At 69.8% G+C, this 26,204-nt stretch carries 20 protein-coding genes, 1 tRNA gene and 1 pseudogene; 11 read left to right on the top strand and 11 right to left on the bottom strand.

Annotated features, from left to right (window positions below; all coding sequences use genetic code 11):
• Positions 1 to 148: 148 nt before the first annotated feature.
• Positions 149 to 1,204 (bottom strand): LLM class F420-dependent oxidoreductase, encoded by a 1,056-nt coding sequence (locus PV796_RS30215; RefSeq protein WP_274916673.1) that lies wholly within the window; start codon positions 1,202 to 1,204, stop codon positions 149 to 151.
• 161 nt (positions 1,205 to 1,365) lie between these two features.
• On the opposite strand from PV796_RS30215, the gene PV796_RS30210 reads away from it, so the two are divergent.
• Positions 1,366 to 2,349 (top strand): aldo/keto reductase, encoded by a 984-nt coding sequence (locus PV796_RS30210; RefSeq protein ID WP_274916671.1) that lies wholly within the window; start codon positions 1,366 to 1,368, stop codon positions 2,347 to 2,349.
• Positions 2,334 to 4,655: a helix-hairpin-helix domain-containing protein gene (locus tag PV796_RS30205; protein ID WP_446750703.1), complete on the top strand. Its 2,322-nt coding sequence runs from the start codon at positions 2,334 to 2,336 to the stop codon at positions 4,653 to 4,655. Before PV796_RS30210 ends, PV796_RS30205 begins: the two co-directional genes overlap by 16 nt.
• An 80-nt stretch (positions 4,656 to 4,735) precedes the next feature.
• On the opposite strand, the gene PV796_RS30200 is transcribed toward PV796_RS30205, so the two are convergent.
• Positions 4,736 to 5,419: a hypothetical protein gene (locus PV796_RS30200; RefSeq protein ID WP_274916666.1), complete on the bottom strand. Its 684-nt coding sequence runs from the start codon at positions 5,417 to 5,419 to the stop codon at positions 4,736 to 4,738.
• Positions 5,420 to 5,466: 47 nt separating this feature from the next.
• On the opposite strand from PV796_RS30200, the gene PV796_RS30195 reads away from it, so the two are divergent.
• Complete coding sequence (locus PV796_RS30195) at positions 5,467 to 5,655, top strand: DUF5703 family protein (RefSeq protein ID WP_274916664.1); 189 nt, start codon at positions 5,467 to 5,469, stop codon at positions 5,653 to 5,655.
• An 83-nt stretch (positions 5,656 to 5,738) separates the two neighbouring features.
• Here the strand turns inward: PV796_RS30195 and PV796_RS30190 are convergent, their stop codons facing one another.
• The 3 genes from PV796_RS30190 to PV796_RS30180 all read right to left on the bottom strand — a co-directional run bounded on the left by PV796_RS30190 (position 5,739) and on the right by PV796_RS30180 (position 8,726).
• Positions 5,739 to 6,653: a chaplin gene (locus tag PV796_RS30190; RefSeq protein ID WP_274916663.1), complete on the bottom strand. Its 915-nt coding sequence runs from the start codon at positions 6,651 to 6,653 to the stop codon at positions 5,739 to 5,741.
• A gap of 190 nt (positions 6,654 to 6,843) precedes the next feature.
• Positions 6,844 to 7,077, bottom strand: coding sequence for a chaplin (locus PV796_RS30185; protein ID WP_274916662.1), 234 nt, complete (start codon positions 7,075 to 7,077; stop codon positions 6,844 to 6,846).
• A gap of 323 nt (positions 7,078 to 7,400) precedes the next feature.
• On the bottom strand, positions 7,401 to 8,726 hold the full coding sequence (locus PV796_RS30180) for a M20/M25/M40 family metallo-hydrolase (RefSeq protein ID WP_274916661.1): 1,326 nt from the start codon (positions 8,724 to 8,726) through the stop codon (positions 7,401 to 7,403).
• 328 nt (positions 8,727 to 9,054) lie between these two features.
• Here PV796_RS30180 and PV796_RS30175 point away from each other — a divergent pair.
• A tRNA-Leu gene (locus PV796_RS30175) sits at positions 9,055 to 9,139 on the top strand.
• On the opposite strand, the gene PV796_RS30170 is transcribed toward PV796_RS30175, so the two are convergent.
• A complete protein-coding gene (locus PV796_RS30170; protein WP_274916659.1) occupies positions 9,121 to 10,923 on the bottom strand; it encodes a recombinase family protein in 1,803 nt (600 codons plus the stop codon). The two genes, PV796_RS30175 and PV796_RS30170, sit on opposite strands and share 19 nt — an antisense overlap.
• Before the next feature lie 495 nt (positions 10,924 to 11,418).
• Between PV796_RS30170 and PV796_RS30165 the strand changes: the two genes are divergently transcribed.
• The 7 genes and pseudogenes from PV796_RS30165 to PV796_RS30135 all read left to right on the top strand — a co-directional run bounded on the left by PV796_RS30165 (position 11,419) and on the right by PV796_RS30135 (position 21,305).
• A protein-coding gene (locus PV796_RS30165) for an IS3 family transposase (RefSeq protein WP_274916658.1) occupies positions 11,419 to 12,599 on the top strand; the annotation gives its coding sequence in 2 pieces (ribosomal slippage) (positions 11,419 to 11,703 and positions 11,706 to 12,599; 1,179 coding nt in all).
• A 24-nt stretch (positions 12,600 to 12,623) separates the two neighbouring features.
• A pseudogene (locus PV796_RS30160) lies at positions 12,624 to 13,994 on the top strand (VirB4 family type IV secretion system protein); the annotation flags it as partial.
• Entirely contained in the window at positions 13,991 to 16,393 is a 2,403-nt protein-coding gene (locus PV796_RS30155; protein WP_274916657.1) for a helicase HerA domain-containing protein, read from the top strand. The pseudogene PV796_RS30160 and the gene PV796_RS30155, both read left to right, overlap by 4 nt.
• 37 nt (positions 16,394 to 16,430) lie before the next feature.
• Positions 16,431 to 17,423 carry a replication-relaxation family protein gene (locus tag PV796_RS30150; RefSeq protein WP_274916656.1) on the top strand — a complete coding sequence of 331 codons (993 nt, stop codon included), beginning with the start codon at positions 16,431 to 16,433 and terminating at the stop codon, positions 17,421 to 17,423.
• Complete coding sequence (locus PV796_RS30145; protein WP_274916655.1) at positions 17,420 to 18,361, top strand: C40 family peptidase; 942 nt, start codon at positions 17,420 to 17,422, stop codon at positions 18,359 to 18,361. The genes PV796_RS30150 and PV796_RS30145 overlap by 4 nt, the downstream gene beginning before the upstream one ends.
• A 1,244-nt stretch (positions 18,362 to 19,605) precedes the next feature.
• A complete protein-coding gene (locus PV796_RS30140; protein WP_274916654.1) occupies positions 19,606 to 20,559 on the top strand; it encodes a helix-turn-helix domain-containing protein in 954 nt (317 codons plus the stop codon).
• A gap of 224 nt (positions 20,560 to 20,783) precedes the next feature.
• Positions 20,784 to 21,305: an HD domain-containing protein gene (locus tag PV796_RS30135; RefSeq protein ID WP_274916652.1), complete on the top strand. Its 522-nt coding sequence runs from the start codon at positions 20,784 to 20,786 to the stop codon at positions 21,303 to 21,305.
• 177 nt (positions 21,306 to 21,482) lie between these two features.
• Here the strand turns inward: PV796_RS30135 and PV796_RS30130 are convergent, their stop codons facing one another.
• The 5 genes from PV796_RS30130 to PV796_RS30110 form a co-directional block, all read right to left on the bottom strand.
• Complete coding sequence (locus PV796_RS30130; protein ID WP_274916651.1) at positions 21,483 to 22,223, bottom strand: hypothetical protein; 741 nt, start codon at positions 22,221 to 22,223, stop codon at positions 21,483 to 21,485.
• A gap of 37 nt (positions 22,224 to 22,260) precedes the next feature.
• A complete protein-coding gene (locus tag PV796_RS30125) occupies positions 22,261 to 22,929 on the bottom strand; it encodes a pentapeptide repeat-containing protein (RefSeq protein WP_274916649.1) in 669 nt (222 codons plus the stop codon).
• Complete coding sequence (locus PV796_RS30120) at positions 22,895 to 25,297, bottom strand: hypothetical protein (RefSeq protein WP_274916647.1); 2,403 nt, start codon at positions 25,295 to 25,297, stop codon at positions 22,895 to 22,897. Before PV796_RS30120 ends, PV796_RS30125 begins: the two co-directional genes overlap by 35 nt.
• The gene (locus tag PV796_RS30115; RefSeq protein ID WP_274916645.1) at positions 25,294 to 25,746 is read right to left on the bottom strand and encodes a DUF6507 family protein; all 453 of its coding nucleotides are present in this window, start codon (positions 25,744 to 25,746) and stop codon (positions 25,294 to 25,296) included. The genes PV796_RS30120 and PV796_RS30115 overlap by 4 nt, the downstream gene beginning before the upstream one ends.
• 133 nt (positions 25,747 to 25,879) lie before the next feature.
• On the bottom strand, positions 25,880 to 26,191 hold the full coding sequence (locus PV796_RS30110; RefSeq protein WP_274916644.1) for a pore-forming ESAT-6 family protein: 312 nt from the start codon (positions 26,189 to 26,191) through the stop codon (positions 25,880 to 25,882).
• Between the last annotated feature and the right edge of the window lie 13 nt (positions 26,192 to 26,204).

Raw genomic sequence — 26,204 nt, 5'->3', positions numbered from 1 at the left:
GGCGCGCCCCCGTAACCCGCCCATCCCCTGAGGCGTTGAGTTCCGTGACGGCCGTGGCGGGGAAGACCCCCGAGCCCCCACCACGGCCGTAGAGCTCCCGCCCGGCGCCGATGCGCCGGGCTTTTGGCGTCCGCGGGAGCCCTGCGACCTACGCCAGTCCGGCCCGCTCCAGGGCCTCGGTGCCGGCGCGCAGCGAGGCCACCCGCTCCTCCAGGGTGAAGCCGGCCGGCGCCAGCGTCAGGGTGGTCACCCCGGCCGCCGCGTAGGCCTGCATCCGCTCGGCGATCCGGTCGACCGAACCCAGCAGCGTGGTCTGGTCGATCAGCCGCTCCGGGATGGCCGCGGCGGCGCCGTTCTTGTCCCCGGACAGGTACTTGTCCTGGATCTCGGCGGCCTCCTTCTCGTATCCCATCCGCTGCGCGAGCTGGTTGTAGAAGTTCTGCTTGCGGCTGCCCATGCCGCCGACGTACAGCGCGGTGTACGGGCGGAACTGGTCGGCGAGGGCGCTGACGTCCTTGTCCTCGCCGATGGCCAGCGGGAGGGTCGGGCAGACGTCGAAGCCGTCCATGGTCTTCCCGGCCGCCTCCCGGCCCGCCCGCAGGTGGGAGATCGCGGTCTCCTCCAGGTGGTCGGCGGAGGGGAAGATCAGCAGCGCGCCGTCGGCGATCTCGCCGGTCTGCTGGAGGTTCTTGGGGCCGATGGCGGCGATGTAGAGCGGGATGTGCTCGCGCTGCGGGTGGACGGTGAGCTTCAGCGGCTTGCCGGGGCCGCCCGGCAGCGGCAGCGTCCAGTGCGCGCCCTCGTAGGAGAGCCGCTCGCGGGTCATCGCCTTGCGGACGATCTCCACGTACTCCCGGGTGCGGGCCAGCGGCTTGTCGAACTTCACGCCGTACCAGCCCTCGGAGACCTGCGGGCCGGAGACGCCCAGGCCGAGCCGGAAGCGGCCGCCGGAGAGCGAGTCCAGGGTCGCCGCCGTCATCGCGGTCATCGCGGGCGTGCGGGCCGGGATCTGGAAGATCGCCGAGCCGACGTCGATCCGCTCGGTCTGCGCGGCCACCCAGGAGAGGACCGTGGGGGCGTCGGAGCCGTACGCCTCGGCCGCCCAACAGACCGCATAGCCGAGGCGGTCGGCCTCCTGCGCCACCGCGAGATTGTCGGAGTCCATCCCGGCGCCCCAGTAGCCGAGGTTGATGCCAAGCCTCATGCCGCTCCCCTTACCGATCAGTAACGTCGCTGTTTCGGGGACTCTAGCGCGCGGGTGCGGTCGTCGTCACCGGCGGGCCGCGAGCTGTGGACAACCGTCGGCAGCCCGGCCGTTGTCCACAGGTCCCCTGATCGCGGGGCGCGGCGCGTAGTGTCAGGCCCATGGAGCAAAGGCACCTCGGCCGCACGGGTCTGCGCGTCTCCCGGCTCGGACTGGGCACGTTGAACTGGGCCCGCGACACCGGCGAGCAGGACGCCGCCGAGCAGCTCAAGACCTTCTGGGAAGCCGGCGGCACCCTCGTCGACACCGCCGACATCTACGCCGACGGCGGCGCCGAGTACCTCCTCGGCCGCCTCCTGGAGGGCCTGGTCCCGCGGCACGACCTGGTGATCGCCACCAAGGCCGGCAGCGTCCTCGCGGCCGACCGCCGGGTCGACGGCTCGCGCCGCCATCTGCTCGCCGCCCTGGACGCTTCCCTGGCCCGCCTGGGCACCGACCACGTCGACCTCTGGCAACTGCACTCCTTCGACCCGGGCACGCCGTTGGAGGAGACCCTCCAGGCGCTCGACCAGGCTGTGGCCACCGGCCGGGCGCGCTATGTGGGCGTCTCGAACTTCTCCGGCTGGCAGCTCGCCAAGGCCGCCACCTGGCAGTTGACCGCCCCCGGCGTGCGCACCGCGCTGGCGAGCACGCAGATGGAATACTCCCTCCTCCAGCGCGGCGTCGAGCGCGAAGTGCTGCCCGCCGCCCGGGACTTGGGGCTGGGCCTGCTCCCGTCGTCCCCGCTGGGCCGCGGGGTGCTCACCGCCAAGTACCGCCACGCCACCCCGGCCGACTCCCGCGGTGCCTCGGAGCACCTCGCGGCCTTCGTGGCGCCCTATTTGGACGAGACCGCGAGCCGGGTCGTGGACGCGGTCGCCACCGCCGCCGACGGGTTGGCGGTCACGCCCCTCCACGTCGCGCTCGCGTGGGTTCGGGACCGCCCCGGCGTCAGCGCGCCGATCCTCGGCGCCCGCACTGCGCAGCAGCTCAGAGCTTCGTTGTCAGTGGAGGCGCTTAGTCTTCCTGACGAGATCCGCCGGGCGCTGGACGATGTGTCGGCCCCGGTGCACCACTATCCCGACCACGACTGGAGCACGCTGTGAGTACCGACCGCGCCGGCGACAACCCGCCCGAGCAGAAGGCCGCCGTCCCCGGCGGCCGGGCGGGCGACGGGGACGGCGGCGCGCCGCAGCCCGGCCCCGCCGCGTCCGTGGCGGCGCTGGCGGCGGCGGTGCGGGCCGTGGAGAGCGGGGAGCGCGCCGCCGCGTCGTTCTTCGCCGAGGCGCCGCGGGGCGGCGCGGCCCCGGCCGCCCGCCCGAAGCCGTCCGGCACCGAGGGCCCCGGCCGGGCCCCGCAGCCCGCGCCGGCGGCCCCGGCATCGCGGCGGCCGGCCGGGCAGCGACCTGACGGGCCGTCCGGTGCGCCGGGACCGTCCCGTCCCGCTGGGCCCGACGCCGACGCCCCGCAGGCCCCGGCCGGCCCCGTGGTGCCGGCAGCCCGTCCCGCCGTCCCGACAGGGCCCGGCGTCGAGGGCGTCCGGCGGGTGCTGGCCGCCGGCGGCGCCCCCGAGGCGCTGGCGGAGAAGGCCGCGGAGGTGCTCGGCCAGCAGGCCGCCGAGGCGCTGGCCGAGGATCCCTGGCACCTGCTCGCGGTGCCCGGCGTCCGCCCCGAGCAGGCCGACGGCTTCGCCCGCGCGCTGCTCGGCGCCGCCTGCGGGCCGGACGACGAGCGGCGCGCCCAGGCACTGATCGGCTGGCTGCTGGAGCAGGCCGCGCTCGCCGGCCACTCCGCCCTGGAGGCGTCCGCGCTGCGCGCCGCCCTCGCCCAGCGCGCCGTGCCCGACCCGGACGAGGCCCTCCAAAGCGCCATCGCGGAGGGCGCGGTGCTGGTGTTCCAGGACGCGCTGGAGACCCCGGGCCGCCCCCGGAGCGCCGCGGACGAGGACGACGAGGAGGAAGAGCGGCCGGTCCGCGTGCTGCTCGGCCTGGACCGGCTCGCCATGGCCGAGGAGAGCGTCGCCGACGGCCTGGCCCGGCTGCTGAACACCTTCGCGTCACCGACGGACGAGGCGCCGGCCGACACCACGGACGACGCCCCGGCCGATGAGGCGCAGGACACCGCGGATGACGGCGCGGAGGGCGGTCAGCCCGAGGGCGACGACGCCGGCGCGACGCCCCGCCCCTCCTCCGCCGCCTGGGAAGCCGCCGCCGAGGCCGCCCCCTCGCCCTCCGCCGCGGAGCTGATCCGGGCCGCCGCACAGAGCGGCCTGGTGGCCCACACCGGCGGCGAGGCGGCCCGCGCCGAGCCCGCCGCGCTGCTCGCCGCCGCCCGCGCGCTCGGCCTGCGGGCCGTCGGCGCCACCCACACCCCCGACGGCCGCCGGCGACTGGCCGGTCAGCTCGCCGAGGCCGCCCCGGAAGCCGCCGAGGCGGACGCCGCGGTGACCGTCGCCGGCCTGCTGTCCGGCCAGGAGGGCCCGGGCCGGGACGCGGACGGTGCCCTCGCGCTCGATCTGCTGGTGGTCCTGGACGCCCCGCAGGTGGATCTGGAGACCGCCGCCCTGCTGGTGGAGTCGCTGGCCGACGGCGCCCGCCTGGTGCTCAGCGGCGACCCGGGCGTGCTGTGGTCCGCGGGCCCCGGGCGGCTCTTCGCGGACGTCCTCCAGGCGCGGTGCTGTCCCCAGGTCGCCTCCCGCACCCCGGACTTCGGCCCGATCGGCGAGCTGGTGTCGGGCATCGGCATCGGCGAGCTGAGCCCGGCCGAGGCGCCCGGAAAGGAGGTGGTGATCGTCCCCGTCCGGGACGCCGGTGAGGCGGTGCACCGCACGGTCCAGTTGGTCGCCGACTCGGTGCCCAGGGCCCTGGGCGTCCCCGCGGAGCAGACGCAGGTCATCACGGTCGGCCACGGCGGCGCGGCCGGCACCCGCGCGCTCAACTCCGCGCTCAAGGAACGCCTCAACCCCGGCCCCGGCCGGTTCGGCGGCTTCGACCCGGGCGACCGCATCGCCTACTCCCCCGCGCTCGGCCGTACGCTCCCCGGCACCGTCACGGGCGCCGACGCCGACGGCCTGCACCTCGACTGTGACGGCACCGCCGTGGTCGTCCCGCGTGAGCAGGTCGGCTCCGGCGCGGTCCGGCACGGCTGGGCGCTCACCGCGCACCAGGCGGTCGGCCGGCGCTGGCCCGCGGTGGTGGTGGTGCTCCCCGGCGACGCCGCCGGCGGCCTGACCCGCTCCTGGGCCTATACCGCCTTCGGCCGCGGCGAGCGTCATCTGTCGGTCGTCCAGGGCGTGGAGCAGGCACTGGCCCGCGCGGTCGCCGAGGTGCCCGCCAAGGAGCGCACCACCCGGCTGCGGACGCTGCTGCGGCTCCAGGCCGAGGAGCAGGCGGCGGACGGCGCGACGGGCTGACCGCACCGCCCGCGGGGCGACGGCCCGTTGGCCGTCCGTCCCGCGGGCCCGCTGCGCCGTGCCTCAGCGACGGCCGTGCCTCACCGGCTCCGGTCGGCCGGCTCCAGCAGATCGTCGTCCCCGTCGTCGTCGAGCTCCTCGTCGAAGACCGAGCTGACGTCGAAGCGGCACACCACCCGCTGCGGATCGGCCTGGTCGAACGGCGCGGACAGCCACTCCCCCGGCTCGGTCGGCTCGTCGACGGCCGCCACCCACAGCGTGGAGTCGCCCTCCTCCAGGCCGAACTCCTTGTGCCGGGAGGCGATCTCGTCCGGTTCGTACTCCCCGAAGAGCACCCCGAGCGCGGCGTAGACGCTGCTGCCCACCAGCGCGGCGGCGTCCGGGGCGTTGCCCGTCGCGTCGTCGGCGGCGTCCGGGTCCAGGGCCGCGATGCGCTGTGCCTGATGCAGCAGGCGCTGCGGCTTGGCGACGGTGTAGTCGCGCCGGATGAGCACGCTCAGCGTGCTCGGCTCCTCGGGACCCGCGTAGGCGGGCAGGGTGTCGTTCCCGGGGATCTCGAAGGGGGTGACCTCGTCGTAGGTGTCGTAGAGCAGCTCGTCATAGCGCTCAGCAGCCGCGGCGAGTTCGTCGAACGCGGCGTAGACGGCGGGATCGTCCGCCCCCGCGCGGCGTTCGACCGCGTCGAGGTGACGGTCCAGCGCGGCTTTGACCGCCTCAGCGGCGGCACGTACCTCGGCAGCGGAAGGCTGCGCAGCATCAGACATAGTGCAGACGCTATCCGTACCGGGGCCGGTCCCGCACAATAGATGCGATGCCGGAATACGAATTCTGCGATGTGTACGTGCCTCGGGGCGTCTCCCGCAAGGCCACCACCCGCCTGCTCACCGACCATGCCGAGTACGGACACTGGGAGTTGGACCGACTTCGGCTCAATCCCGACGGCAGCCGGCGGGTTCGACTGCGCCGCCGGATCATCCGGCAGCCGCGCCCGACGTGGTGAGCACGGGTCGCGCGTGAGAACGGGAGAGCGGGCCCCGTCGAGGACGGGGCCCGCTCCGTCATGCGGTCACCGGACGCCGGCGATCACCTACCGGCAGTACGCGCCCGGCGGTAGAGGACCGCGCCGCCCAGCAACATCCCGGCGCTGAGCGGAACCGCGTAACCCAGCGCCCCGGCACCGGTCTGGGCGAGCTGCGGCTCGTGCCGCTCAACCCGCCGCGGGGTGCTGACGACCTGGGTGTGCGGTGCGCGCACGGTCTGCGTCCGCACGCCCGGGGCCTCCGGCATGGCAGACCGCGGCTCGTGCGGGCTGCCGGGGTGGTGCGGGTGCCCGGGGTGGACCGGTTGGACCGGCTGCGCCTGGTGAACCGGCTGCTCCGGCTTCCCGGTCTGCGGGTGACCGGGGTGCTCCGGGTTGCCGTGGTCACGGGGGTGGTGGCCCCGCTCCGGCGGCTGCCCTGGCCCCGTCGGGTGACCGGGGTGGTGCGGGTAACCCGGGCTCGTCGGCGAGACGTTGGCGCAGTCGTTGCCGAACGTCGGGTTCAGCAGGCCGACCACGTCGACGCTGTTGCCGCAGACGTTGACCGGAACGTCGATCGGCGCCTGGACGACGTTGCCGGAGCCGATGCCGGGCGAGTTGGTCGCCCGGCCCACGGCGGTGGCACCGCCGTGTCCGCCGGCCGTCCGCCGGTGCTTGCCGCCCTGGTCGTGTTCACGCCCCTGTCCTGCGTGCTGACCGTGGCCGTGGTGCCCGCCCGACGCGTTCGCGCACTTGTTGCCGAACGCCGGGTTCAACACCCCGACCACATCGACGGTGTTGCCGCACACGTTGACCGGAACGTCGATCGGCGCCTGGACGGCGTTGCCGGAGCCGACGCCGGGCGAATGCGCCGCGCCACCCGCGGCCGCGGAGTCCGCGTGTGCGTACCCAGCGGCCATGGCGAGCACGCCACCTGCGGCCGCCATGGTGATCAGGCCTTTTCTCGCGACCTGTCTCATTAGTCTTCCCCTGCCTTGTGCCTTACAGGAATGCCGGCGGATGGCAGTCCGTGGAATCACTCTCCGCGGACCGTCTCTTGAGGAGGTTCACCCGCCCGCGAAAATACCCAGAGGCTCCGGAATGCCCAGGGGGCACTTCCGGAGCCATACCGGGCCGGCCCGCACGGGGCCGGATACACCGTCAGTAACGTCAGCCGTTCACGCAGGTGTTGCCGAAGGACGGGTTCAGCAGACCGACCACGGAGATCGTGTTGCCACAGACGTTCACCGGAACGTGTACCGGCGCCTGAACGACGTTGCCGGAGAGCACACCCGGGGAGCGCACCGCGGCACCCTGGACTCCGGAGTCGGCAACGGCCAGGCCGGCACCGGTGAGTACGAGACCACCGGCGACCGCAACGACGGCGACGACCTTCTTGATCATGGTTCCTCCTTGTAGGCAATGCGGTCCCAGCCGCGGACCGCAACAACCTCAACGAAGCCGGGCCGTTGAAGCTACGAACACATCGCGGCGTTCACTCGTTCCAGCGAAGTCAACGCGAAAGGCAGGAAATTCGCGCCGACTTCGTTACCACTCCCCATGCGAAACCCGATCGACCGTCCCGAAAAACCGTTTCACCGCCGCCTTTTGGCGCCCGGGCACTCCGCAACGCCCACCCACCTCACGACGACGCCCAACGGGCACCCAGCGACGCGCAACGACTCACAACGACATCGCCAATTCGACATCGAACGGACGGAAAACGGTCAACTCTGCTCGATGAACCGGTCGAGAACCCGCACGCCGAACTTCAACCCGTCCACCGGCACCCGCTCGTCCACGCCGTGGAACATTCCGGCGAAGTCCAGCTCCGGCGGCAGCTTCAGCGGCGCGAAGCCGAACCCGCGGATGCCGAGGTCGTCGAAGGACTTGGCGTCCGTCCCCGCGGAGAGCATGTACGGCACGGCCCGCGCGATCGGGTCCTCGGCCTGGAGCGCCGACTGCATGGCGTCCACCAGGGCGCCGTCGAAGGTGGTCTCCAGCGCCTTGTCCGCGTGGACGTCCTCGCGCCTGACCCGCGGCCCCAGGATGCGGTCCAGGTCCGCCAGGAACTCCTCCTCGTAACCCGGCAGGAAGCGGCCGTCGACGTGCGCGGTGGCCTCGCCCGGGATCACGTTGACCTTGTAACCGGCGCCCAACTGCGTGGGGTTGGCGGTGTTCCGCAGCGAGGCGCCGATCAGCTTGGCGATCCCGCCCAGCTTGGCCAGCGTCTCGTCCATGTTCTCCGGGTCCAGCTCGGTGCCCAGCGCGTCCCCGAGCTCGTCCAGGAAGGACCGCAGCGTCTTGGTCACCCGCACCGGGAAGTCGTAGCGCCCCAACCGGCCGACCGCCTCGGACAGTTCGGTGATGGCGTTGTCCCGGTGGATCATCGAACCGTGCCCGGCCGTGCCGGCGACGGTCAGCTTCATCCAGTGCATGCCCTTCTGGGCGGTCTCCACCAGGTAGAGCCGCAGGTTCTCGTTGACGGTGAACGAGAACCCACCGACCTCACTGATCGCCTCGGTCACCCCCTCGAACAGGTCGGGGTGGTTGTCGACGAGGTACCGCGCGCCGTAGGTGCCGCCGGCCTCCTCGTCCGCGAGGAACGCCAGCACGATGTCCCGCGGCGGCTTGCGCCCGGTGCGCAGCCGGTCCCGCACGACGGCCAGCGTCATCGCGTCCATGTCCTTCATGTCGACCGCACCGCGGCCCCAGACGCATCCGTCCGCGATCTCCCCGGAGAACGGGTGGTGGGTCCAGTCCGCCGCGTTGGCCGGCACCACGTCGGTGTGCCCGTGGATCAACAGGGCCGGCCGCGAACGGTCCTCGCCCTCGATCCGCGCGACGGTCGAGGCGCGCCCCTTGTGCGACTCGAAGATCTGCGGCTCCAGGCCGACCTCGGCCAGCTTCTCCGCGACATACTCGGCGGCGACCCGTTCCCCGGGCCCCGAGTGGTCCCCGTAGTTGCTGGTGTCCATCCTGATCAGGTCGCGGCACAGATCGACGACCTCGTCCTCGCCGGTGACCGTACGGGTCGGCTGCGACTGGCTCATGCTGAAACCTCGCTTCGCTCGGCCCCGCGTGCGCGGGGCTCGCACCTCTCGATGGCTCTCCCCGGCCCTCGGCCGGAGGGACCCCCTTGCCGCGCTCGCTCACCGTGCCGCCTCGTGCGTCACGGCCGCGGTGCGCCCGAAAGCCTCCGCGGCGGGGTCCACCGCCATCCTCCACCCCGCGCCCGCTTCGCCCAAGGCCGCAATACTCCCGACATGCCCTGGTCACAGGCGTGCGCCCGCCTCCGACCACCCGTGATCGACCACCCCCGAAGGTTTGCTATTGTTTTCCTCGTCGGAACGGCCCGGAGGCCGAAACGACAGACACCTTGTCCGGGTGGCGGAATGGCAGACGCGCTAGCTTGAGGTGCTAGTGCCCTTTATCGGGCGTGGGGGTTCAAGTCCCCCCTCGGACACGGACCAAATCCCCACGGTTTCTCTGAAACCGTGGGGATTTGTCGTTGTTGAGGGCGTGCGGCGTGGGGGCGATCTCGGCGTGGATGGTTTGGTGGCCGGGGGTGTAGGTGAGCTGGAGTCCGAGTTGGTGGTAGATCTCGGCTTTGTCTTCGGGGTCGGCTTGGTGGATGGCGGCGGCGAGGTCGCTGATGGAGCGGACGAGGCGGGCGATCTCGTCGCGGGTCATGCGGCGGGGGTGGGTGCCGTGGGTGGCGGTGCGTAGGTCGGATTCGGCGCGGGCGCGTGTGGCTTGGGTTTCGGCGATCCACTTCGTGATGACGACGGGGTCGGCGCCGGCTTCGAGGGCGGCGCGGTGGGTGGCGAGTTTCGCGTCGCAGTCGGCGATGAGGGCGCGGGCGGTTTCTGCCGCGGCGGGGGCTGGGTAGCTCTCGGGCTGGGCGGCTGCGGCCATGAGGTCGATGGTGTTGTTGAGGCGGTGGGGCTGGAACACGGTGATGAGCCAGTTGTCGAGTGGTGGGGTGATCCACTTCTCTTGGAGGTAGACGTTGCGGGGGTGGTGGATGCGGTTGGCTAGCGCGTATTCCTCAGGGAAGCGGCAGCGGTAGTAGGCGTTGCCGTGTGACCACTGGGCCTGCATCCGGCGCGTGCAGGCGTGGCAGGTGATGCGGCCGCGGTAGAGGTAGGGGTTGCGGGTGCGGTGGACGGGGTGGGCGGCACCAGTGTGGGCGCGGCGGTGTAGTAGCTGTTGGGCGTGGGCGAAGGTGTCGTCGTCGATGAGCGGGGTGTGGACGATCTTCTTGGAGATGATCCATTTGTCCTGGGTGTTCCAGCGCATCGCGGTGGTGTAGCCGAGGGAGACATCCTCGATGTCCAGGAGCACCTCGAACTTGCTTTGTCTGTTCCAGATTTGGCGGCCGGTGTAGCGGGGGTTGGTCAGGATGGCGCGGACCGCGCTCTTGGCCCAAGCACGGGCATCGCGGTGGGGGTTGCGGGCCCGGTCGTAGGCGGAAGGGCTGGGAATCGTGTCGCGGGTGAGGCTCTCGGCGATGACGAAGAGCCCCAGGCCGCGCAGGAACTCGCTGAAGATGCGGACGACGATCGGGGCTGTTTCGGGGTCGGGTTCGAGGCCGTGGAGGCGTTTGCCGTCGGCGGCCTTGGCTGGATTGGGGTGCGGGCCTAGGTCGTGCAGCCGGTACCCGTAGGGCGGGCGGCCGCCGAGGTAGCGGCCTTCGGTGAGGGCTTGGGCGGCCATGGCGGCGTGGACGCGGACCTTGATGCGGTTGCATTCGCCTTTGGACATGCCGCCGAACACGGACATGATCAGGTCGTGGGCCTCGTTGTCCGCGTCGATAGGGCCACCGACCTCTGGGACCCACAATGGGACGCCGTAGTGGGTGAAGAGGGGGAAGGTGTTGCCGAACTGGGCGCCGTAGAAGGCCCGCTGGGGTTCACCGATCACCACCGCGTCGAAACCGCGCTGCGGGGAGGCGAGCGCGGCGAGAAGGTCGGCTGCGTGCGGGCGCCGCTTCCACGGCAGGGCCCGGGTGGCGCCGATGTCGAAATACTCGGTGGTGATCGCTGCTCCGGCTGGTTCGATCAGGCTCTGGGCGCGCCTAAGTTGCCATTGGCGGGAGGCTTCGGGGTCTTGCTGGTCCTCGGTGGACACCCGTCCGTAGAAGGCGAACTTCAGCTCAGATCGCAGACGTTTGTCCTCGGTGGCCGTTACGGAGACCGTGGTGGGTGCGGGGAGGAGCCATGGCAGAGGGGGTTCGTTGCCGGTCACGGTCGGGGGTCTTTCTGCTGGTGGTCGGGGTGGTCGTCCACGGATAGCTCGGGGCGGGGAAGAGCGCCAGCTGTTCTGTCTCCGCTTGCTGGGGTGTGGGGATGCGTTCGTGTGGCGTGGCGGGTGAGAATGCGCAGCAGGGCTGCGGCGGCCGGCAGGTTCAGTTCGGGTGTGGGCGGGGTGATGACCACACGGAAACCGTCGGGCGGCGCATCGCTCCGGGGGCGCGAGCTCAAGACGCGCACAGGTGGGAAGAGATGGTGGCGTGCATCGGCGGTTGGCGCCCGGGGCGAGAGGTGAGTTCGTCTGGTGCTGACGTGAGTAATAGAGATCCAGCAGCGCGTCTTCGCCACAGTCGCCGACGGGGCTTGAAGAGTCGGTTGGCTCTGAGTTGGTGAGGGTGTTGGGGTCCACTGCCGAGGAAAGAGGGGTCTGCTGCAGGGTTGGGTGACACCTGACCTGGCTCGCTGAGAGGCGGGCTGGAAGGATGTCGCAATGCCCAAGCCGTATCCGAAGGAGTTCCGCGAGGACGTCGTGCAGGTCGCGCGCAACCGCGAGCCCGGCGTCACCCTGGAGCAGGTGGCCGCTGACTTCGGCGTCCATCCGGCCTCGTTGGCCAAGTGGCTGCGCCGTGCTGGCACCGACGACGGTGTGCAGCCGGCAGCCAGTACGAGCGAGTCGGCCGAGCTGCGCGAGGCCCGGAAGCGGATCCGGATGCTGGAGCAGGAGAACGAGGTCCTCAGGCGGGCTGCGGCCTATCTGTCGCAGGCGAACCTGCCGGCAAAATGATGTACCCGCTCGTCCGTGAGCTGGCCGCCGCCGATGCCCCCGTGCGGGTGCCGGTGGCGGTGACGTGCCGGGTACTGGGACTGGCTCGCCAGCCCTACTACCGGTGGCTGGCCTGTCCGGTCACCGACGCCGAGCTGACCGAGGCGTACCGGGCTAACGCCCTGTTCGACGCGCATCGGGACGATCCCGAGTTCGGGCACTGGTTCCTCGTCGACGAAGCGCGGGCCGCGGGTCAGGTGATGGCCGAGCGGACCGGGTGGCGGATCTGTCGCGACAACCGCTGGTTGAGCGTGTTCGGCAAACAGAGGGGCCGTGGGAAGAACACCAAGGCCGGCCCGCCTGTCCACGACGACCGTGTGTGCAGGAACTTCACCGCCGGTGCCCCGAACCGTCTGTGGCTGACGGATATTACGGAGCATGCGACCGGTGAGGGCAAGCTGTACATGTGTGCGGTCAAGGACGTGTACTCGGGCCGCATCGTGGGCTATTCCATCGACTCCAGGATGAAGTCCCGCCTCGCGGTGGCCGCGCTGGAGTCTGCCGTCGCACGTCGCGGCCAGGTCGCTGGGTGCGTTGTTCATTCCGATCGCGGATCGCAGTTCCGATCACGGAAGTTCGTCGCTTTTCTCGCACGTCATCGCATGATCGGCTCGATGGGTAGGGTCGGTGCGGCGGGCGATAACGCGGCCATGGAGAGCTTCTTCGCGCTGTTGCAGAACAACGTCCTCGACCGGCGCGTCTGGCGGACCCGGCAAGAGCTGCGGATCGCGATCGTGACCTGGGTCGAACGGACCTACCACCGTCGCCGACGCCAGATGCGCCTCGGCCGATTGACCCCCATCGAGTACGAGACCATCATGACCCCACCTGCAGCTCTGGCTGCATAAACCCTGCTGTCACCCGATCATGCAGCAGACCCCTACCTCATGACGGTGGCCCCGACCACCTACCGAGCCCTGCCCGGCTGGCTCGCCACCCTCCCGCTCGGCCTCGACACCCTCAAGATCCGACGCACCTTCGACACCGCCGCCCTCGCCACGTGCTTCCCCTTCACCAGCCCCGACCTCGCCACACCCACCACCACGGACAGCGAGACATCAGGCGTCCTCTACGGCCTGAACGCGGTCTCCGGCGCCCCGGTGCTGTGGAACCGCTTCGCCCAGGACAACTACAACTCCATCACCCTGGCCCGCTCCGGCGCCGGCAAGTCCTACCTCGCCAAACTGGAGCTGCTGCGGCTGCTGTTCACCGACGTCACGGCATCAGTCATCGACCCGGAGGACGAGTACGTCCGCCTCGCCGAAGCCGTAGGTGGGCAAGTGGTGCGGCTCGGTGCGAACGGCGAATGCCTCAACCCCTTCGACCTCCCAACATCCGCACCAGACGGCGAAGACATCCTGACGCGGCGGGTGCTGTTCCTCCACACCTTTCTCGCCGTCCTGCTCGGCACGGACCTGCCCGCCGCCGAAAAGGCCGTACTGGACCGAGCGATCCTCGCGACCTACACCCGTGCCGGAATCACCGCGGACCCCCGTACCTGGCAGCGCACTCCGCCCACCCTCGCCGATCTGGCCACGACACTCTGCGAGGACGGCAGTGAGACTGCAACGCAGCTCGCCGACCGACTGGTTCCCTACACGACCGGATCACACGCCCAGATGTTCAACGGCCACAGCACCGCTGTCACCTCCGGGCACCTGGTCGTCTACGCGCTTCGTAGCCTGCCGGAAGAGGTCACGGCCCCCGCGATGCTGCTCGCCCTGGACGCCATCTGGCGGCAGGTCACCTCCCGCACAGGCACGGGCCGACACCTGGTCGTCGTGGACGAGACGTGGCGGCTGATGCGCGACGGAGCCGGCGCCCGCTTCCTGTTCCGCATGGCCAAAGCCGCCCGCAAGCGCTGGACCGGACTGGCGATCGTCACCCAGGACGCCGACGACGTCCTCGCCTCACCGCTTGGCTGCGCCATCGCCTCCAACGCCGCCACCCAGATCCTGCTGCGCCAGGCCCCACAAGCCATCGACACCATCAGCGAGAACTTCCACCTCTGCCACGGCGAACGGGAATTCCTCCTCTCAGCCTCCCAAGGCGAGGCGCTGCTGCTCACCGGGGACCGCCGCCACAAGGTCGCCCTCACAAGCGTCGCGGCTGCCGGGGAACACGACGTCATCACCACCAATCCCAGCGAACTCGCCGCCCAACACCGAGACGACGCGTCCGACTCTGAATGCCCCAGCAGCCAAGACGCACTCCGTGCCGACAACGGAGGAGGGACGCCGTGACGGCCCACAACGTCCTCGCCGCGAGCCAGCCAGGCGGCCCCTTGGTCAACTTCCTCACCAATCCGAACGACTTCTGGACGCACCTCAGCCGCGGAGCCACCAGCTGGCTCGAAACATATGTGCCTCTTCTCATCCCGTGCGCCGTTGTCATGACGACCGGCGGCTACGTGCTGCGACGCCGATTGCGCCGATGGCTTCAGCACCAACTCGTCGACGGTGCCCGGTGCGTGGAGATCCTGGCCCCGCCCCACGTTGCTCCCAAGGGCGGCGAGGTCCTATGGGCTCAGCTCTCCGGTTTGCTGCGCCCGTGGTGGCGCCGCCTCACCACCGGGCAACCTCACCTGGCATTCGAATACACCTGGTCCCACACCGGAATGCGCATCCGTCTGTGGGCACCCGGAACAGTTCCGTTGGGGCTGGTGCGCCGCGCGGTAGAAGCCGCCTGGCCCGGCGCCCACACCCGTGCCGCCGAACCCACCCCCCTCCTTCCGCCCGACCACCCCACCACGGCCGGACGACTACGACCGGCCCGGCCGGCTGTTCTGCCGCTACGCACCGACCACCCAACCGACCCGCTGCGCCCACTGCTGCAGGCCGCCACCGGCATGGCCGAAGCCGAAGCCGCCTGCGTACAGATCCTGGCCCGCCCTGCCACAGGCAGCGCGCTGCGCCGCGCCCGCTGCCAGGCACGCCGCCTCAAAGCCGGCCACACCCCCGCCCGGCTACCCGCCCTGACCGCCCTACTCCTACACCGCGCCCAGCCCTCCACCACTGGCAAGCAGGACCCCGAACACAGCACCGCCGTGAGGCAGTCCGCCACGAAACTCTCCGGCTCCCAGTGGCAATGCGCCCTCACCTACGCCGCCACCTGCGCACCCGATCACGACAGAGCCCAGGACGTGGCGCGAGGTCGGGCTCACGCGCTGGCGTCCGCCTTCGGCCCGTACGCCGACCGCAACTACCTCGCCCGCACCCGCCTCCGCCACCCCCAACCCCACCTCAACACAAGGCACTTCCCCTCCCACACCGCCCTGCTGTCCGTCCCGGAACTCGCCGCCCTGGCACACCTCCCGTCCGACCCCGACGCTCCCGGCCTACGGCGAGCCGGCGCCCGCTCCGTCCTCCCACCCCCGCAGATCCCCGAACCCACACCCGGCAACGGCGTCAAACCCCTGGGCCACTCCGACACCGGCGCCCGCCGCGCCGTCGGCCTCGCGGTCGCCGACGCCCGCCACCACCTCCACGTCATGGGCGCCACCGGCTCCGGCAAATCCACCCTCATCGCCAACCTCGTCCTCGACGACGTCCGCCAGCACCGCGGCGTCATCGTCATCGACCCCAAAGGCGACCTGATCACCGACCTGTTGGCCCGCCTCCCCGACACCTGCGCCGACCGCCTGGTCCTCATCGACCCCGACGACCCCCACACGCCCCCGTGCCTGAACGTCCTCGACGGCAGGGACATCGACGTCGTCGTCGACAACATCACCGGCATCTTCCGCCGCATCTTCACCGCCTTCTGGGGACCACGCACCGACGACCTCATGCGCGCCGCCTGCCTGACCCTCCTCAAACACCGCGACCGCACCGGGCAGTTGGTCACCCTCGCCGACATCCCCCGCCTCCTCGGCGAGCCCGCCTACCGCCTCCGCATCATCCCCACCCTCAACGACCCAGTCCTGCGCGGCTTCTGGGCCTGGTACGAGTCAATGTCCGAACCCTCCCGCGCCGCCGTCGTCGGCCCCGTCATGAACAAGCTCCGCGCCTTCCTCCTGCGCGACTTCGCCCGCCGCACCATCGCCGCCGGCCCCTCCACCTTCGACCTCACCAACATCCTCAACGGCGGCATCCTCCTGGCCCGCCTCCCCAAAGGCGCCCTCGGCGAAGAGACCGCCCGCCTACTCGGCTCCTTCATCGTCGCCGGCACCTGGCAAGCCGCAGCAGCCCGCGCCCGCACCCCCGAACACCAACGCATCAACGCCACCCTCAGCATCGACGAAGCCCACAACTTCCTCACCCTGCCCTACCCGTTGGAGGACATGCTCGCCGAAGCCCGCGGCTACCGCCTGTCCATGCTCCTGGCCCACCAACACCTCGCCCAACTCCCCCGCGACCTACGCGAAGGCATCTCCGCCAACGCCCGCAACAAAGTCTTCTTCCACGCCTCACCCGAAGACGCCAACACTCTCGAACACCACATCCACCCCGCCCTCACCGCCCACGACCTCGCCCACCTCGGCCCCTACCAAGCCACCGCCCACCTACTGACCAACGGCGCGGAATCCACCGCCTTCACCCTCACCACCCACCCCCTCCCACCCCCGGTCCCAGGCCGAGCCACAGACCTACGAACGGCCGCCGCCGGCCGCAACGGCCCCCGCCCTGCCACCCGCCCCTGAACTCCCATCTCGATCACGTACTCGGTGGTGACTTGCCATGCCCTCGCTCCCTCGCCCTGCCTCCGGCCCCGGCTCCCGCTACACCGCCCGCGTCGCCGCCACTCGGCCCCGACCGCAGCATCACCGCACGAATATCGCAGCGCTATCTCACTTCCTCACCGACCGCGACATCTGGCTGGCCCGCATGCTCCACGAGCACCGCGTCCTGACCACCCATCAGATCGCCCGCCTCGCCTACACCTCACTCCGCTCCGCCCAACGCCGCCTGCGGACCCTCCACCAGTACACGGTCCTCGACTCCTTCCGCCCCCTGACCGTTACCGGCTCCGCCCCCGAGCACTACACCCTCGGCCCTGCCGGAGCCGCCCTGATCGCGGCCCACGCCGGAGTCGAGACGACAAGCCTCGGCTGGCGCCCCACCCACACCGGCCGCATCGCCTACTCCCCGTCCCTCGGCCACGACCTCGGCGTCAACGAACTCCTCACCCACCTTGCAGCCCGCGCCCGCACCACGCCCACCACCGGGCTGCCACTCTGGCTGTCCGAACGCTCCGCTGCCCGACGCTGGGGCGACCTCATCCGCCCCGACGCCTACGCCCACTACCGCGACGGCCAATACCTGCTGCCGTTCTTCCTCGAATACGACACCGGCAGCCAACCCCTCGCCCGCGTCGAAGCCAAACTCACCGGCTACGCAGCCTTCACCACCGCCACCAACACCCGCCCCGCCCTCCTCATCCACACCCGCACCCAATCCCGCGACCAAGCCCTCCGCCGCCGGCTGACCGATCCCGCCCGCGACCTCAAGCTGCATGTCGCAACCTCCTCCGCGGACTTCACGACAACCAACCCTTGGGGCCCCTGGTGGGCGCCACTCGAACCCGGCACCCAACGCACCACTCTCACCGACCTCGCAGCTCGATGGACCGGACTCAGCCCCGCCTCCGGGCTGGAGCCGACAGATGCCGACACCACCCTCACCATCCCCGTACCGCCACTCCCACCTACGCACCGCACGGTCGGGCCGTGAGTTCATTGCTGGTCAAAGCCGCTGGCGGTATTGAGTGCGTGATCCTGGCCCTGCCCCTCCTCCCCGCCCTCACCGTCGCCGCAGCCCTCGGCGGAGTGTCCACGGATAGCACCACGTCGGCCGTTCCCAGTAGGCAGGCCATCAACGACATCCCGCCTCGGATGCTCGCCCCCTACCAGCGCGCCGCCCTCGCCTGCCCCGGCCTGTCCTGGACCGTCCTCGCCGCGATCGGCAAGACCGAGACCGACCACGCCCGACACCCCACCATGATCTCCACCGCAGGCGCCTTCGGCCCCATGCAATTCCTCCCCTCCACCTTCCAGGCATACGCCCACCCCGTACCCCCCGGCGGTAGAAAGCCCCCCACTCCCTGGGATCCAGTCGACGCCGTATACGCCGCCGCACGCCTGCTGTGCGCCAACGGCGCCAGGAACGGCCACAACCTCCCGTCAGCAGTCTTCGCCTACAACCACTCCCACACCTACGTCAGCCACGTCCTCACCACCGCCCACAGATACTCCACCGCCACACCGGCCCCAACCAACGCTGCGGCAAAGGCCGTTGCCTTCGCCCATGCTCAGCTCGGCACTCCCTACGTCTGGGGCGGCAACGGCCACGCCGACGGCGGCTTCGACTGCTCCGGCCTCACCCAGGCCGCCTACGAAGCCGCCGGCATCACCCTCCCTCGCATCGCTCAGGACCAGTACCACGCCGACCCTCACCTCCTGATGGGCACACAACTTGCGCCAGGAGACCTGCTGTTCTTCGGCGCTGGTCCTGGCCACATCAGCCATGTCGCGCTCTACACCGGCGAAGGGCAAGCCATCGACGCCCCGCACCCGGGAGCCGACGTGCGCCAGGGCCCTGCACGTACCAAGACCCGCGCCTTCCAGGGTGCAACCAGGCCCGCGGCGCGAGCGGAAGGCGGTCCCCGGTGAAACAGATCGTCGCCCGCGAAGCCGTCGGCCTCCTCCGCACCATGACACGAGTTCTCTGCGTCGTCGGGATCCTTGCGCTGACCTTCACCACCGTCAACGTCACCCGTTTCGCCACCAGTCGCGACGTCCCCCCTCCCCATCGCCGTCCTCCTCGACCCCATAATCGGCACCGCCCTCGCCGGCGTCCTCTACGTCGACGCACGCCTGGCCGCCTGGGGCATCACCCCACCCGCCTGGTCCACCACCCTCCGCTGGACCGCCGGCTCCACCGCCGCCCTCATAAACACCTGGCAAAGCCTCTGGCCCGACGGCCAGATCGGCTGGCCCCACCACGCCGACCCCGCCGCCGTCCTCCTCCACCTCACCCCCGCCCTCCTCCTCATCGCCCTCACCGAAACCATCGCCGCCTACCGCCGCACCATCACCAACCTCCTCGACCACCTCACCGCCCTGGAACCGCCCACCACCCCCGCCCTCCGGCCGTCCACCGCCCCCTCCTCCCCAGCCGACCGCTCACCGACCGCCCACAGACCACCCCCATCCAGTCCGGCCAGCGAAACCGATCGCTGTCCCAACGGAGCCACTACTCCCGACGTCCCCAACGGGAACCCAACTGGGCCCGACACCGGCGACAACACACCCAACGACCAACCCCCGACCACCCACCGCCCACCGGCCGGCTCCGGGGCGGCCGATGCCGACGTATGGCCCCAGGCCCTCGCCCTCGACGACACAAGCCGCGCTGCCACCGGCAAGCCAGTCAGCGCTTGGCGGCTGCGGAACGAACTCGGCGTCGGTTCCAAACGTGCCCGCCGACTCCACAACCAGCTCCAAACCCGCCCCACCGACCGCCCACCCACGATCGGATGAAGCCCACCGCCCCCACCCGCCCCGGCACCGACCGGATCGCCGACCACCCGCACCACCAGGACCGCCCCCTGCCCCGCGGCGACCGGGTTGCCCCACGGTCGCTCTTCCCACCCGCGGTCCACCGACCGCAACTACCGACTCTGACCAGGCACGTCCGGGGAAACCCGTCGCTTGACTTCGCCCACGGTTCGAGCGTCCATGGTCGCGGCCACCAAGCCCCGTGGGTTCACAAACCATGAACTCGCGCCGCTTACGGCCACGTTCACCGGAACCACGCGGTGCGCACGCGCCGGCGGACGTCCGCGGCTGCACACGCGGCCCACCCCGGCCGGGGACCTCATCACCCCAATCAAACACGGAATCGAGGACCCCACATGTCCGACACCACCCCTGACAGCAACCACACACCACACGCCGCGACCGCCCCAGAATCGCTGACCGGCCTGACCGAGGCACAAGCCGCGGTCTACACCGAACTGGCCGCCCTCACCGACCCCGCCACCGTCGCCGAACTCGCCCGAGCCGCAGGCGTGGGCCACTCCACCGCTGGGAAGGCCGTCACCACCTTGGAGAAGCGAGGCCTCGCTTCACGCATCCCCGGCGGCCACGACGGCCCCCAACGCACCCCCGACCTCTGGCACCTCACTCCCGACACCGGAAACGCCACGGCCCCTGCCAACACCGAACCGGGCCCCTCCGCCACCGACGCCCTGGAACTCACCACCAACGACATCCCCGTGTCCGACAGCCACCAAGTGGACGACCACGAAGCCACAGTGGATGGGACCACCTCCGCCGCCCTCGCCGCGCAGAGTGTCGAGGGCAAGAGCAAGACCCAGCCACACGCCCCGACTTCAGAAACCGACGACCCCCACGACACAGCCGCAGCTGAGCAGCCAGGGCCTGCTGACACCCTCACCGCACCTGACGTCGAGGCCTCAAACCCCACCACAGGGCGACAGGGGAGCGACGCAGGCCAGAGCGAACCGTCGCAGAAGGACGATCACGACGAGGCCAGCGGCCAACCCCCCGCGCCGCTGGCTGTCACCGAACCGCCCACGTCACCGGTAGGTACAACCGCCACTCCGCTGAGCGAGAAGCGACGACTCGCACCGGGAGCGCTGCGGCAGATGGTCATCGACCACCTCCAAGCGCACCCCGACGAGGCTTTCACCGCCACCCGGATCAGCCGCGTCATTGAGAAGTCCTCGGGCGCCATCGCCAACGCCCTCGCTACGCTGGTAGGCCTCGGAATCGCCGAGCAAGTAAGCGACACGCCACGCACATACCGCGTGGCCGAGCCCACGCCGGCCAACAACTCTCAGTAGACGCTGGCACCACCGGCTGGGCGCACCCCGCACGCCACGTGGAGTGCGCCCAGCTGCTGGGTGCCAATAACTCGCCCTCGCCCATCGAACAGTGCCACACCGCTGCCCCCACGCTCCGGACCGCACTGGCCGTCGTAACTTGTGGACGGTGACCCATGTTGCCGAAATGATGGCCGCTCCGGAGGCACATGCCCGCGCGGGAGATGCTGGGCGACAATGGCCGTATGGCTTCCTACGAGACCCCGTCCGCGCCCGAGGCGGTGCGCCCACTGCTGTCGCTTGCAGAGGTAGAGGAACTGGCTCGGCGCGCACACGCGGGGCAAACCGACAAGGCCGGCCGCCCGTACAACGAGCATCTGGCCGCGGTCGCGGCCGGTGTTCGGGAGCGCGGTGGCAGCGAGGAGCAGATCGCGGCGGCCTGGCTTCACGATGCCGTGGAGGACGACGCACTGAGCGAGGAGTGGCTGGCGGAGGCCGCGCTCAGCAAGGCCACCAAAGCCATGGTGCGGGCCGTCACCAAGCGGCTCGGCGAGCCGGTCGAGGAGTACACCGCACGGATCCTGGCCACGCCCGGCGCGCTGTTGATCAAGGAATCCGATCTCGCGCACAACGCCGATCCGGCACGGCTGGCCGTCCTGGATACAACGACCCGGGAGCGGCTGACGGCCAAGTACGCCCGTGTTCGGGCCCTGTTGGGCCTCGACGGTTGCGTCCGAAGGTCCGCCCGCACCGACTCTCAAGCCTGATCCAGCCCTCGGCTTCCACGCCCTCCCCGGTTCCGCCCACTCTGGATCCCGCAGAGCGGATACCCGAGTTGACGCCCTATGCCGATGCTCCCGCCCCATCACACGGAGCCATGGGGCGGGACGCTCTTTCCAGTGTGCGTGTCACATGCGTATCCGCCGGCTCAGTCGCGGGACGGATCAAGAGGAGCCGAGGATTTTTGCCGTCACCGATTCCATGAACGCGGCAGCCTCGATCTCTGTGATCTTGACGTGGTCGACTTCGTTGTGACCGAGGTCGTAACGCTTGAAGTATTCGGTTGGTTCCCAGCGGAGATTCCGGGTGAAGGCTTCGTCATGGGTGTCACCATCGTCGATTCGACGCCGGACGATTCCGCGCGGGCTGTGCCTGGGGTGGCCCTCGCTGACCTTCGCGTAATAAGTGATCTCGCCTTCGGCGTCGAGTGCGTCGAGTGTGGTGGGGAGGAGAGTGAGGAACGGCGTGGCGGAAGCGTTGCTCTCCACGTTGCCGAGCCGGATCATCACGCCATTGAGGTCGAGGTACTCCTCCAGGAAGTACCCACCACCTCGTTCGTACATGAGGAGGAGCGGTTCATAGGGGTCCGGCAGATCGGCAGGCAGGTCGTCGTGGGCGTCACGGAGCGCCGCCCACCGGATTGCAGCTCGGCAGGTCCGCTTCAGCGAAGTCGGGGCGAGCCCGGCCAGGACTTCTTCCACTTCGGTTGCGACGTCGGCGGGTGTCTGGAGCGCGGCATCGACGTGCTCGGCAATGTCGAAGAACGGCCAGGACTGCTCCGCCCCGTAGGCGCGCGCCCACAGAGCCGCTCGTCGCAGATATTCGCGCATGAGGAGAGTACGCGAATTGGCGTGATCAGATGCCGCGTCGTCATCGGCCCAGTCGATGGCACGCAGTCGCTCCAACGTCCTATGCGAAGAGTCCCGGGCGGTAACGCTCACGTCAGTTTCCGGATTTCAGCTTCCGTTGGATAACGTTCACACTCCCTCCTCTTTCCCTGATCAAACGCTCCAGGTCGCCGCCCCCGACCTCCAGAATTCCTCCCTCCTCAACGAATTCAACGGGCCCAAACACCGATCCGGAGAATCCTTGCAGGACCGTTCTGTCATTGAGCCTGACCTGGAAAGAATTTTCCTGCACTATCGCGTCGGTTAGATCTGCCCCGCAGATACTCACGTCCAGAAAAGATGCCCCCATCAGCCGCGCGCCACGGAAGCTTGCATCTGATGCATCCACGCCGTAGAGCGACGCCTTCACGAAATCTGCCGAATCAAGGGTTGCCCCCCGCAGTACCGCGTCATCGAGATTGGCTCGCACTAGCGAGGAACCAGTCAGATTGGCTCCCGAAAGGTCGGCCCCCTCGATGTCAGCGCGATAGAAGTTCGCGTTCGCAAGGTTTGCGTTGGTTAGCTTCGCGTCGGTGAACCACGACTCGCGGAAGTCGCCACCCGACAGGTCCGCTCCGCTGAAGTCGAGACCTACCGCGTCAAGTGCTCGCTCGTCAGTCGCGAGTAGCCATTCTCGTAGGCGCTCTGCAGCAACGGGGTTAGCGGGGAACCTGCGCGGTGCCCAGCCGTTACGGGTACCAGATGACATGGTCTTCCCAGCCATTCTTCTGAACGATGGACTTAATATCGTCGATTGCTGCTTGATTCGCGTTTCGGACGTCCAGGATAACAGTACGCCCCTTGTCAACTATCTGCTCGGAAAGTTTCTTGACCCATCTGGTGTTGTTTGATGGGTTGTACGCGCCCCTGAAGGGCTGCGACTTGTCACGAACATTGTTGAACGGCGGCCAGTCAGAGTGAACGCCCTTGATGTCGTAGTACTTTCCCGTACTCGGCGAGTAGAACTCACCACGATCAGCCTCTATGGGGCGCTGGATGTCATCAGGAATTCGGAACTGCTCGCGAAGATCCAACCCCACCCTGGCTTCGTCCTTCGACGGCTCTGAGATCCCGCCGTTCTTGTCAGGGTCGCGCTGCAGGTGATCGAAATTCTCAAGGTTGCGCTGCTCCACCTCATCAAGGTGACTCCAGTGGTCAGCCCGCTGATGCGCTGTCAGTTCTGGAAGCGGCTCGTTCAAACGCCCAGGGCTGTTGCCCAACGGCGCCTGCGTCCTCTCGCTTCCTCGCGTTTCATCGGCACCGGCCTCCCCGGGCGTCGGCTCGTGCGGCCCCCCAGCCGAGCTACTCCCAGCCCCTGAGCCAGGCGCTGCCTCATGCCCTGAGCCACCGCTCTGCTCGACAGGACCGTGCACAGTACCGCCAGCTGACCCGTCTCCGTGGCCTCTGCTCGTGCCGCCTCTTTCAGCGGTGTGGCCGGTGGCGTTCGTGGAGTTGTCGAGCCCGCCGGTGCCCGGGGTATGGCTGTTGGTGGGCATGTTGGCGGCTGTGCCGCCGATGGGGCGGCTGCCCGCGTTGTCGCTGGCGTGGGCCGGTTCGGAGATATCCGAGCCGACGCGTGTGACGTCATCGCCCCGTCCCCCGATACCCGCCAGGACCGGCTGCTCCTGGCGGACCGGGGTCTCGGTCCGTGGGTTGTTCGCGCCCGTAGTAGGCGTGGCGGTCTGTCCCTTGGGGGCGTCTTCGGCGCGTTGGAGGAGGCTGCCGTCCTCGTTGTAGAGGTCGCCTCTGCCGCTTGCGTACTTCCCGGTGAAGGGGTCCTTCACCGTGTTCGGCGGGAGGGTGACCGTGCCCTCGGGCAGTTTGATCCTGCCGTCCGGGAGCTTGGTGGCTCCCTCCGGGGTGGCGGTGCCCTTGGGCAATTGCACTGTGCCGTCCGGGAGTTTGGTGGTGCCTTCGGGGAGGCTGTAGGCGCCTTCGGAGATCTTCGGGACGTCGAAGTGGCCGGCGTTTTTGAGGTGGGCCATGACGTCGCCGATCTTGGAGATGCCGGCGCCTGCGCCCTTGAAGACGTAGGTCATCGGGTCAATGACCTCGCCGACCTTTCCGGCGATGGAGACGGCTCTGACCGCTGCGCCGGCCTTGCCTGCGCTCTCCACGGCGGCGCCTCCGCCGCGGGTGATGATCGCTGTGACGACGTTGAAGGTGACCGCGCCGGCGGCGCGGGGGCCGTTGGATTCCCATTGGTCCCAGGCGACGAACGCCTTGCCGGTCTCCACCATCGCGGTGCGGGCGTCCCGGAACCAGGAGGGGAGCATGCGTCCTGGCGTCATGAAGTACATGGGAGCCAAGGCGGGCATGGCGGTCAGGAGCGCGGCGGTGGTGGTTAGTTTGGCCAGGTTGGTCCAGGCTTGTTTGGCGGCGTCCCAACCGTCGACGCCGATGAGGGTGCCCAGGCCTCTGATGGCGCCCCACGCGCCGTCGATGAGGACGCCCTTGGCGAAGTCGTTGGCGTGAACCCAGACCTTCCACCAGGGGGCCGATTCCTCGACGGCGTCGCCCCAGGGCAGGTGCTTGGCTTGGGTGAGGGTTTTGGCGTCGTAGCCGTAGCCGCCGGGGTGGGAGGCGTCGATGGTGTGGAGGGGCTTGCCGCCGACCAGGCCGACGATCTTGGCGTGGCAGTCGCGTTCGGCTGCCTGGAACGCGGCCCAGACCGTGGCGATCGTGTCGCGGCGAGCCCGGTTCTCCGTGACAAGGTCACTGTCTTCGCGCCAGTCGTCGTCGCTGGAGTCGGCTTTGTGGCGGAAGTCGGCGGCGTCCTGCTTGAGTTGCTTGAGGTGATTGACCAGCGGGCGGACCTCGCTGGCGTAGGTGCCCAGCGCGCCGGCGATGACACCCACGTCGTGGCCGACGTCGCGGGCCTTGTCTGCTACGGGCTTGGTTACCGCGAACAGTTGCTCTGCTTCGGGTGCCTTGTAGAAGGCGGACAGGCCACCGAAGGACGTGTGGACGTCCGAGCCGGCGGTCTCGACCTTGGGGCCACTGTGGGACAGCGACTTCACCTTGGACTCGAGGAAGTCCAGGTCGCCGGTGAAGACCGGTATCTCGGACGGGTCAACTGGAGCGTCGCTCATCTCTGCTTGCCCCCGAAGTCCTTGAGTGCATCTAGGCGGACGGTCCGGGCGGCGTTCTGGGCGTTCTGCGCCGCCTCCAGGTCACCCTGGACGTACTCGCTGGTGGCCTTGGCCGCGCCCAGGCAGGCCGCCTGGCAACGATCGGCCATCGCCTTGAAGTCGTTCTGTCGGTGCGTTGCGTACTCGGACAGTGCGGCGGCTACCGGGCCCGTCGATGTCTGCGCCAACGGGGACACGCCTGTTGGCCCCTTCAGCGTGCTCCCGCCCATCACCGGTCCGTGCGGTGGTGTGATGGCCTGCGAGCCGGGCACGGCGGTGCCCGCGGCTTGAGCTGCCTCCTGCAAGTCCGAGAGGAGAGAACTCAAGGTGTCGCCCAGGTCCTCGGCATGTGCCCCAACGACTCTCAACTGGCCCTGCACGCCCTGCGGCTGAATGTCCCACGACGCCATGAACGCCCCCTGCATACCTCTCTGCTCCGCCACCCCGTGATCCGCGCGCCGCCGCCACCTCCCTGCGGCTGGCCGCGCGTTGACGCACTGCGGAGGATCGCTGCGCCTGCCCCCGCCGATGCGCCAGGGTGGTTCAGCCGATGTTGTCGACCGCGGACTTCGCGCGCGCGAGGGTCTGGTGCGCGGTCGCGTCGTTCTTCTCCAGCGCCGTCTTGAGGAGGTGGATGATGTTCTTGACCTCCTGTGAGGCGCGGTTCCAGCGCATTTCCTTGCCGTGGTACTCGTCCGCCACGCCGTCGGCCGTGAAGTCCGCCATCGCCTGCTTGACCTGCGCGTCGCGAGCCGCGATCACCTGCTCCAAGCGGGCAATCACCGCCTGGATGTTGCCTTGTGCCTCGGCCGAGGCGCCCGAGTCGTACGAGCGCCGGTCCATGCCAGCAGCCATCACAATCCTCCCC

It is taken from the genome of Streptomyces sp. WZ-12, assembly GCF_028898845.1.
Taxonomy (GTDB): domain Bacteria; phylum Actinomycetota; class Actinomycetes; order Streptomycetales; family Streptomycetaceae; genus Streptomyces.
The sequence above is the reverse complement of the archived record's forward strand: the minus strand, read 5'-3'. Positions and strand labels throughout refer to the sequence as shown.

Coding starts and splice junctions, on each gene's coding strand:
- PV796_RS30125 (WP_274916649.1), bottom strand. CDS start 22,929: ATGGCTGGGAAGACCATGTCATCTGGTACCCGTAACGGCTGGGCACCG.
- PV796_RS30120 (WP_274916647.1), bottom strand. CDS start 25,297: ATGAGCGACGCTCCAGTTGACCCGTCCGAGATACCGGTCTTCACCGGC.
- PV796_RS30110 (WP_274916644.1), bottom strand. CDS start 26,191: ATGGCTGCTGGCATGGACCGGCGCTCGTACGACTCGGGCGCCTCGGCC.
- PV796_RS30135 (WP_274916652.1), top strand. CDS start 20,784: ATGGCTTCCTACGAGACCCCGTCCGCGCCCGAGGCGGTGCGCCCACTG.
- PV796_RS30115 (WP_274916645.1), bottom strand. CDS start 25,746: ATGGCGTCGTGGGACATTCAGCCGCAGGGCGTGCAGGGCCAGTTGAGA.
- PV796_RS30140 (WP_274916654.1), top strand. CDS start 19,606: ATGTCCGACACCACCCCTGACAGCAACCACACACCACACGCCGCGACC.
- PV796_RS30200 (WP_274916666.1), bottom strand. CDS start 5,419: ATGTCTGATGCTGCGCAGCCTTCCGCTGCCGAGGTACGTGCCGCCGCT.
- PV796_RS30190 (WP_274916663.1), bottom strand. CDS start 6,653: ATGAGACAGGTCGCGAGAAAAGGCCTGATCACCATGGCGGCCGCAGGT.
- PV796_RS30215 (WP_274916673.1), bottom strand. CDS start 1,204: ATGAGGCTTGGCATCAACCTCGGCTACTGGGGCGCCGGGATGGACTCC.
- PV796_RS30195 (WP_274916664.1), top strand. CDS start 5,467: ATGCCGGAATACGAATTCTGCGATGTGTACGTGCCTCGGGGCGTCTCC.
- PV796_RS30185 (WP_274916662.1), bottom strand. CDS start 7,077: ATGATCAAGAAGGTCGTCGCCGTCGTTGCGGTCGCCGGTGGTCTCGTA.
- PV796_RS30210 (WP_274916671.1), top strand. CDS start 1,366: ATGGAGCAAAGGCACCTCGGCCGCACGGGTCTGCGCGTCTCCCGGCTC.
- PV796_RS30150 (WP_274916656.1), top strand. CDS start 16,431: ATGCCCTCGCTCCCTCGCCCTGCCTCCGGCCCCGGCTCCCGCTACACC.
- PV796_RS30180 (WP_274916661.1), bottom strand. CDS start 8,726: ATGAGCCAGTCGCAGCCGACCCGTACGGTCACCGGCGAGGACGAGGTC.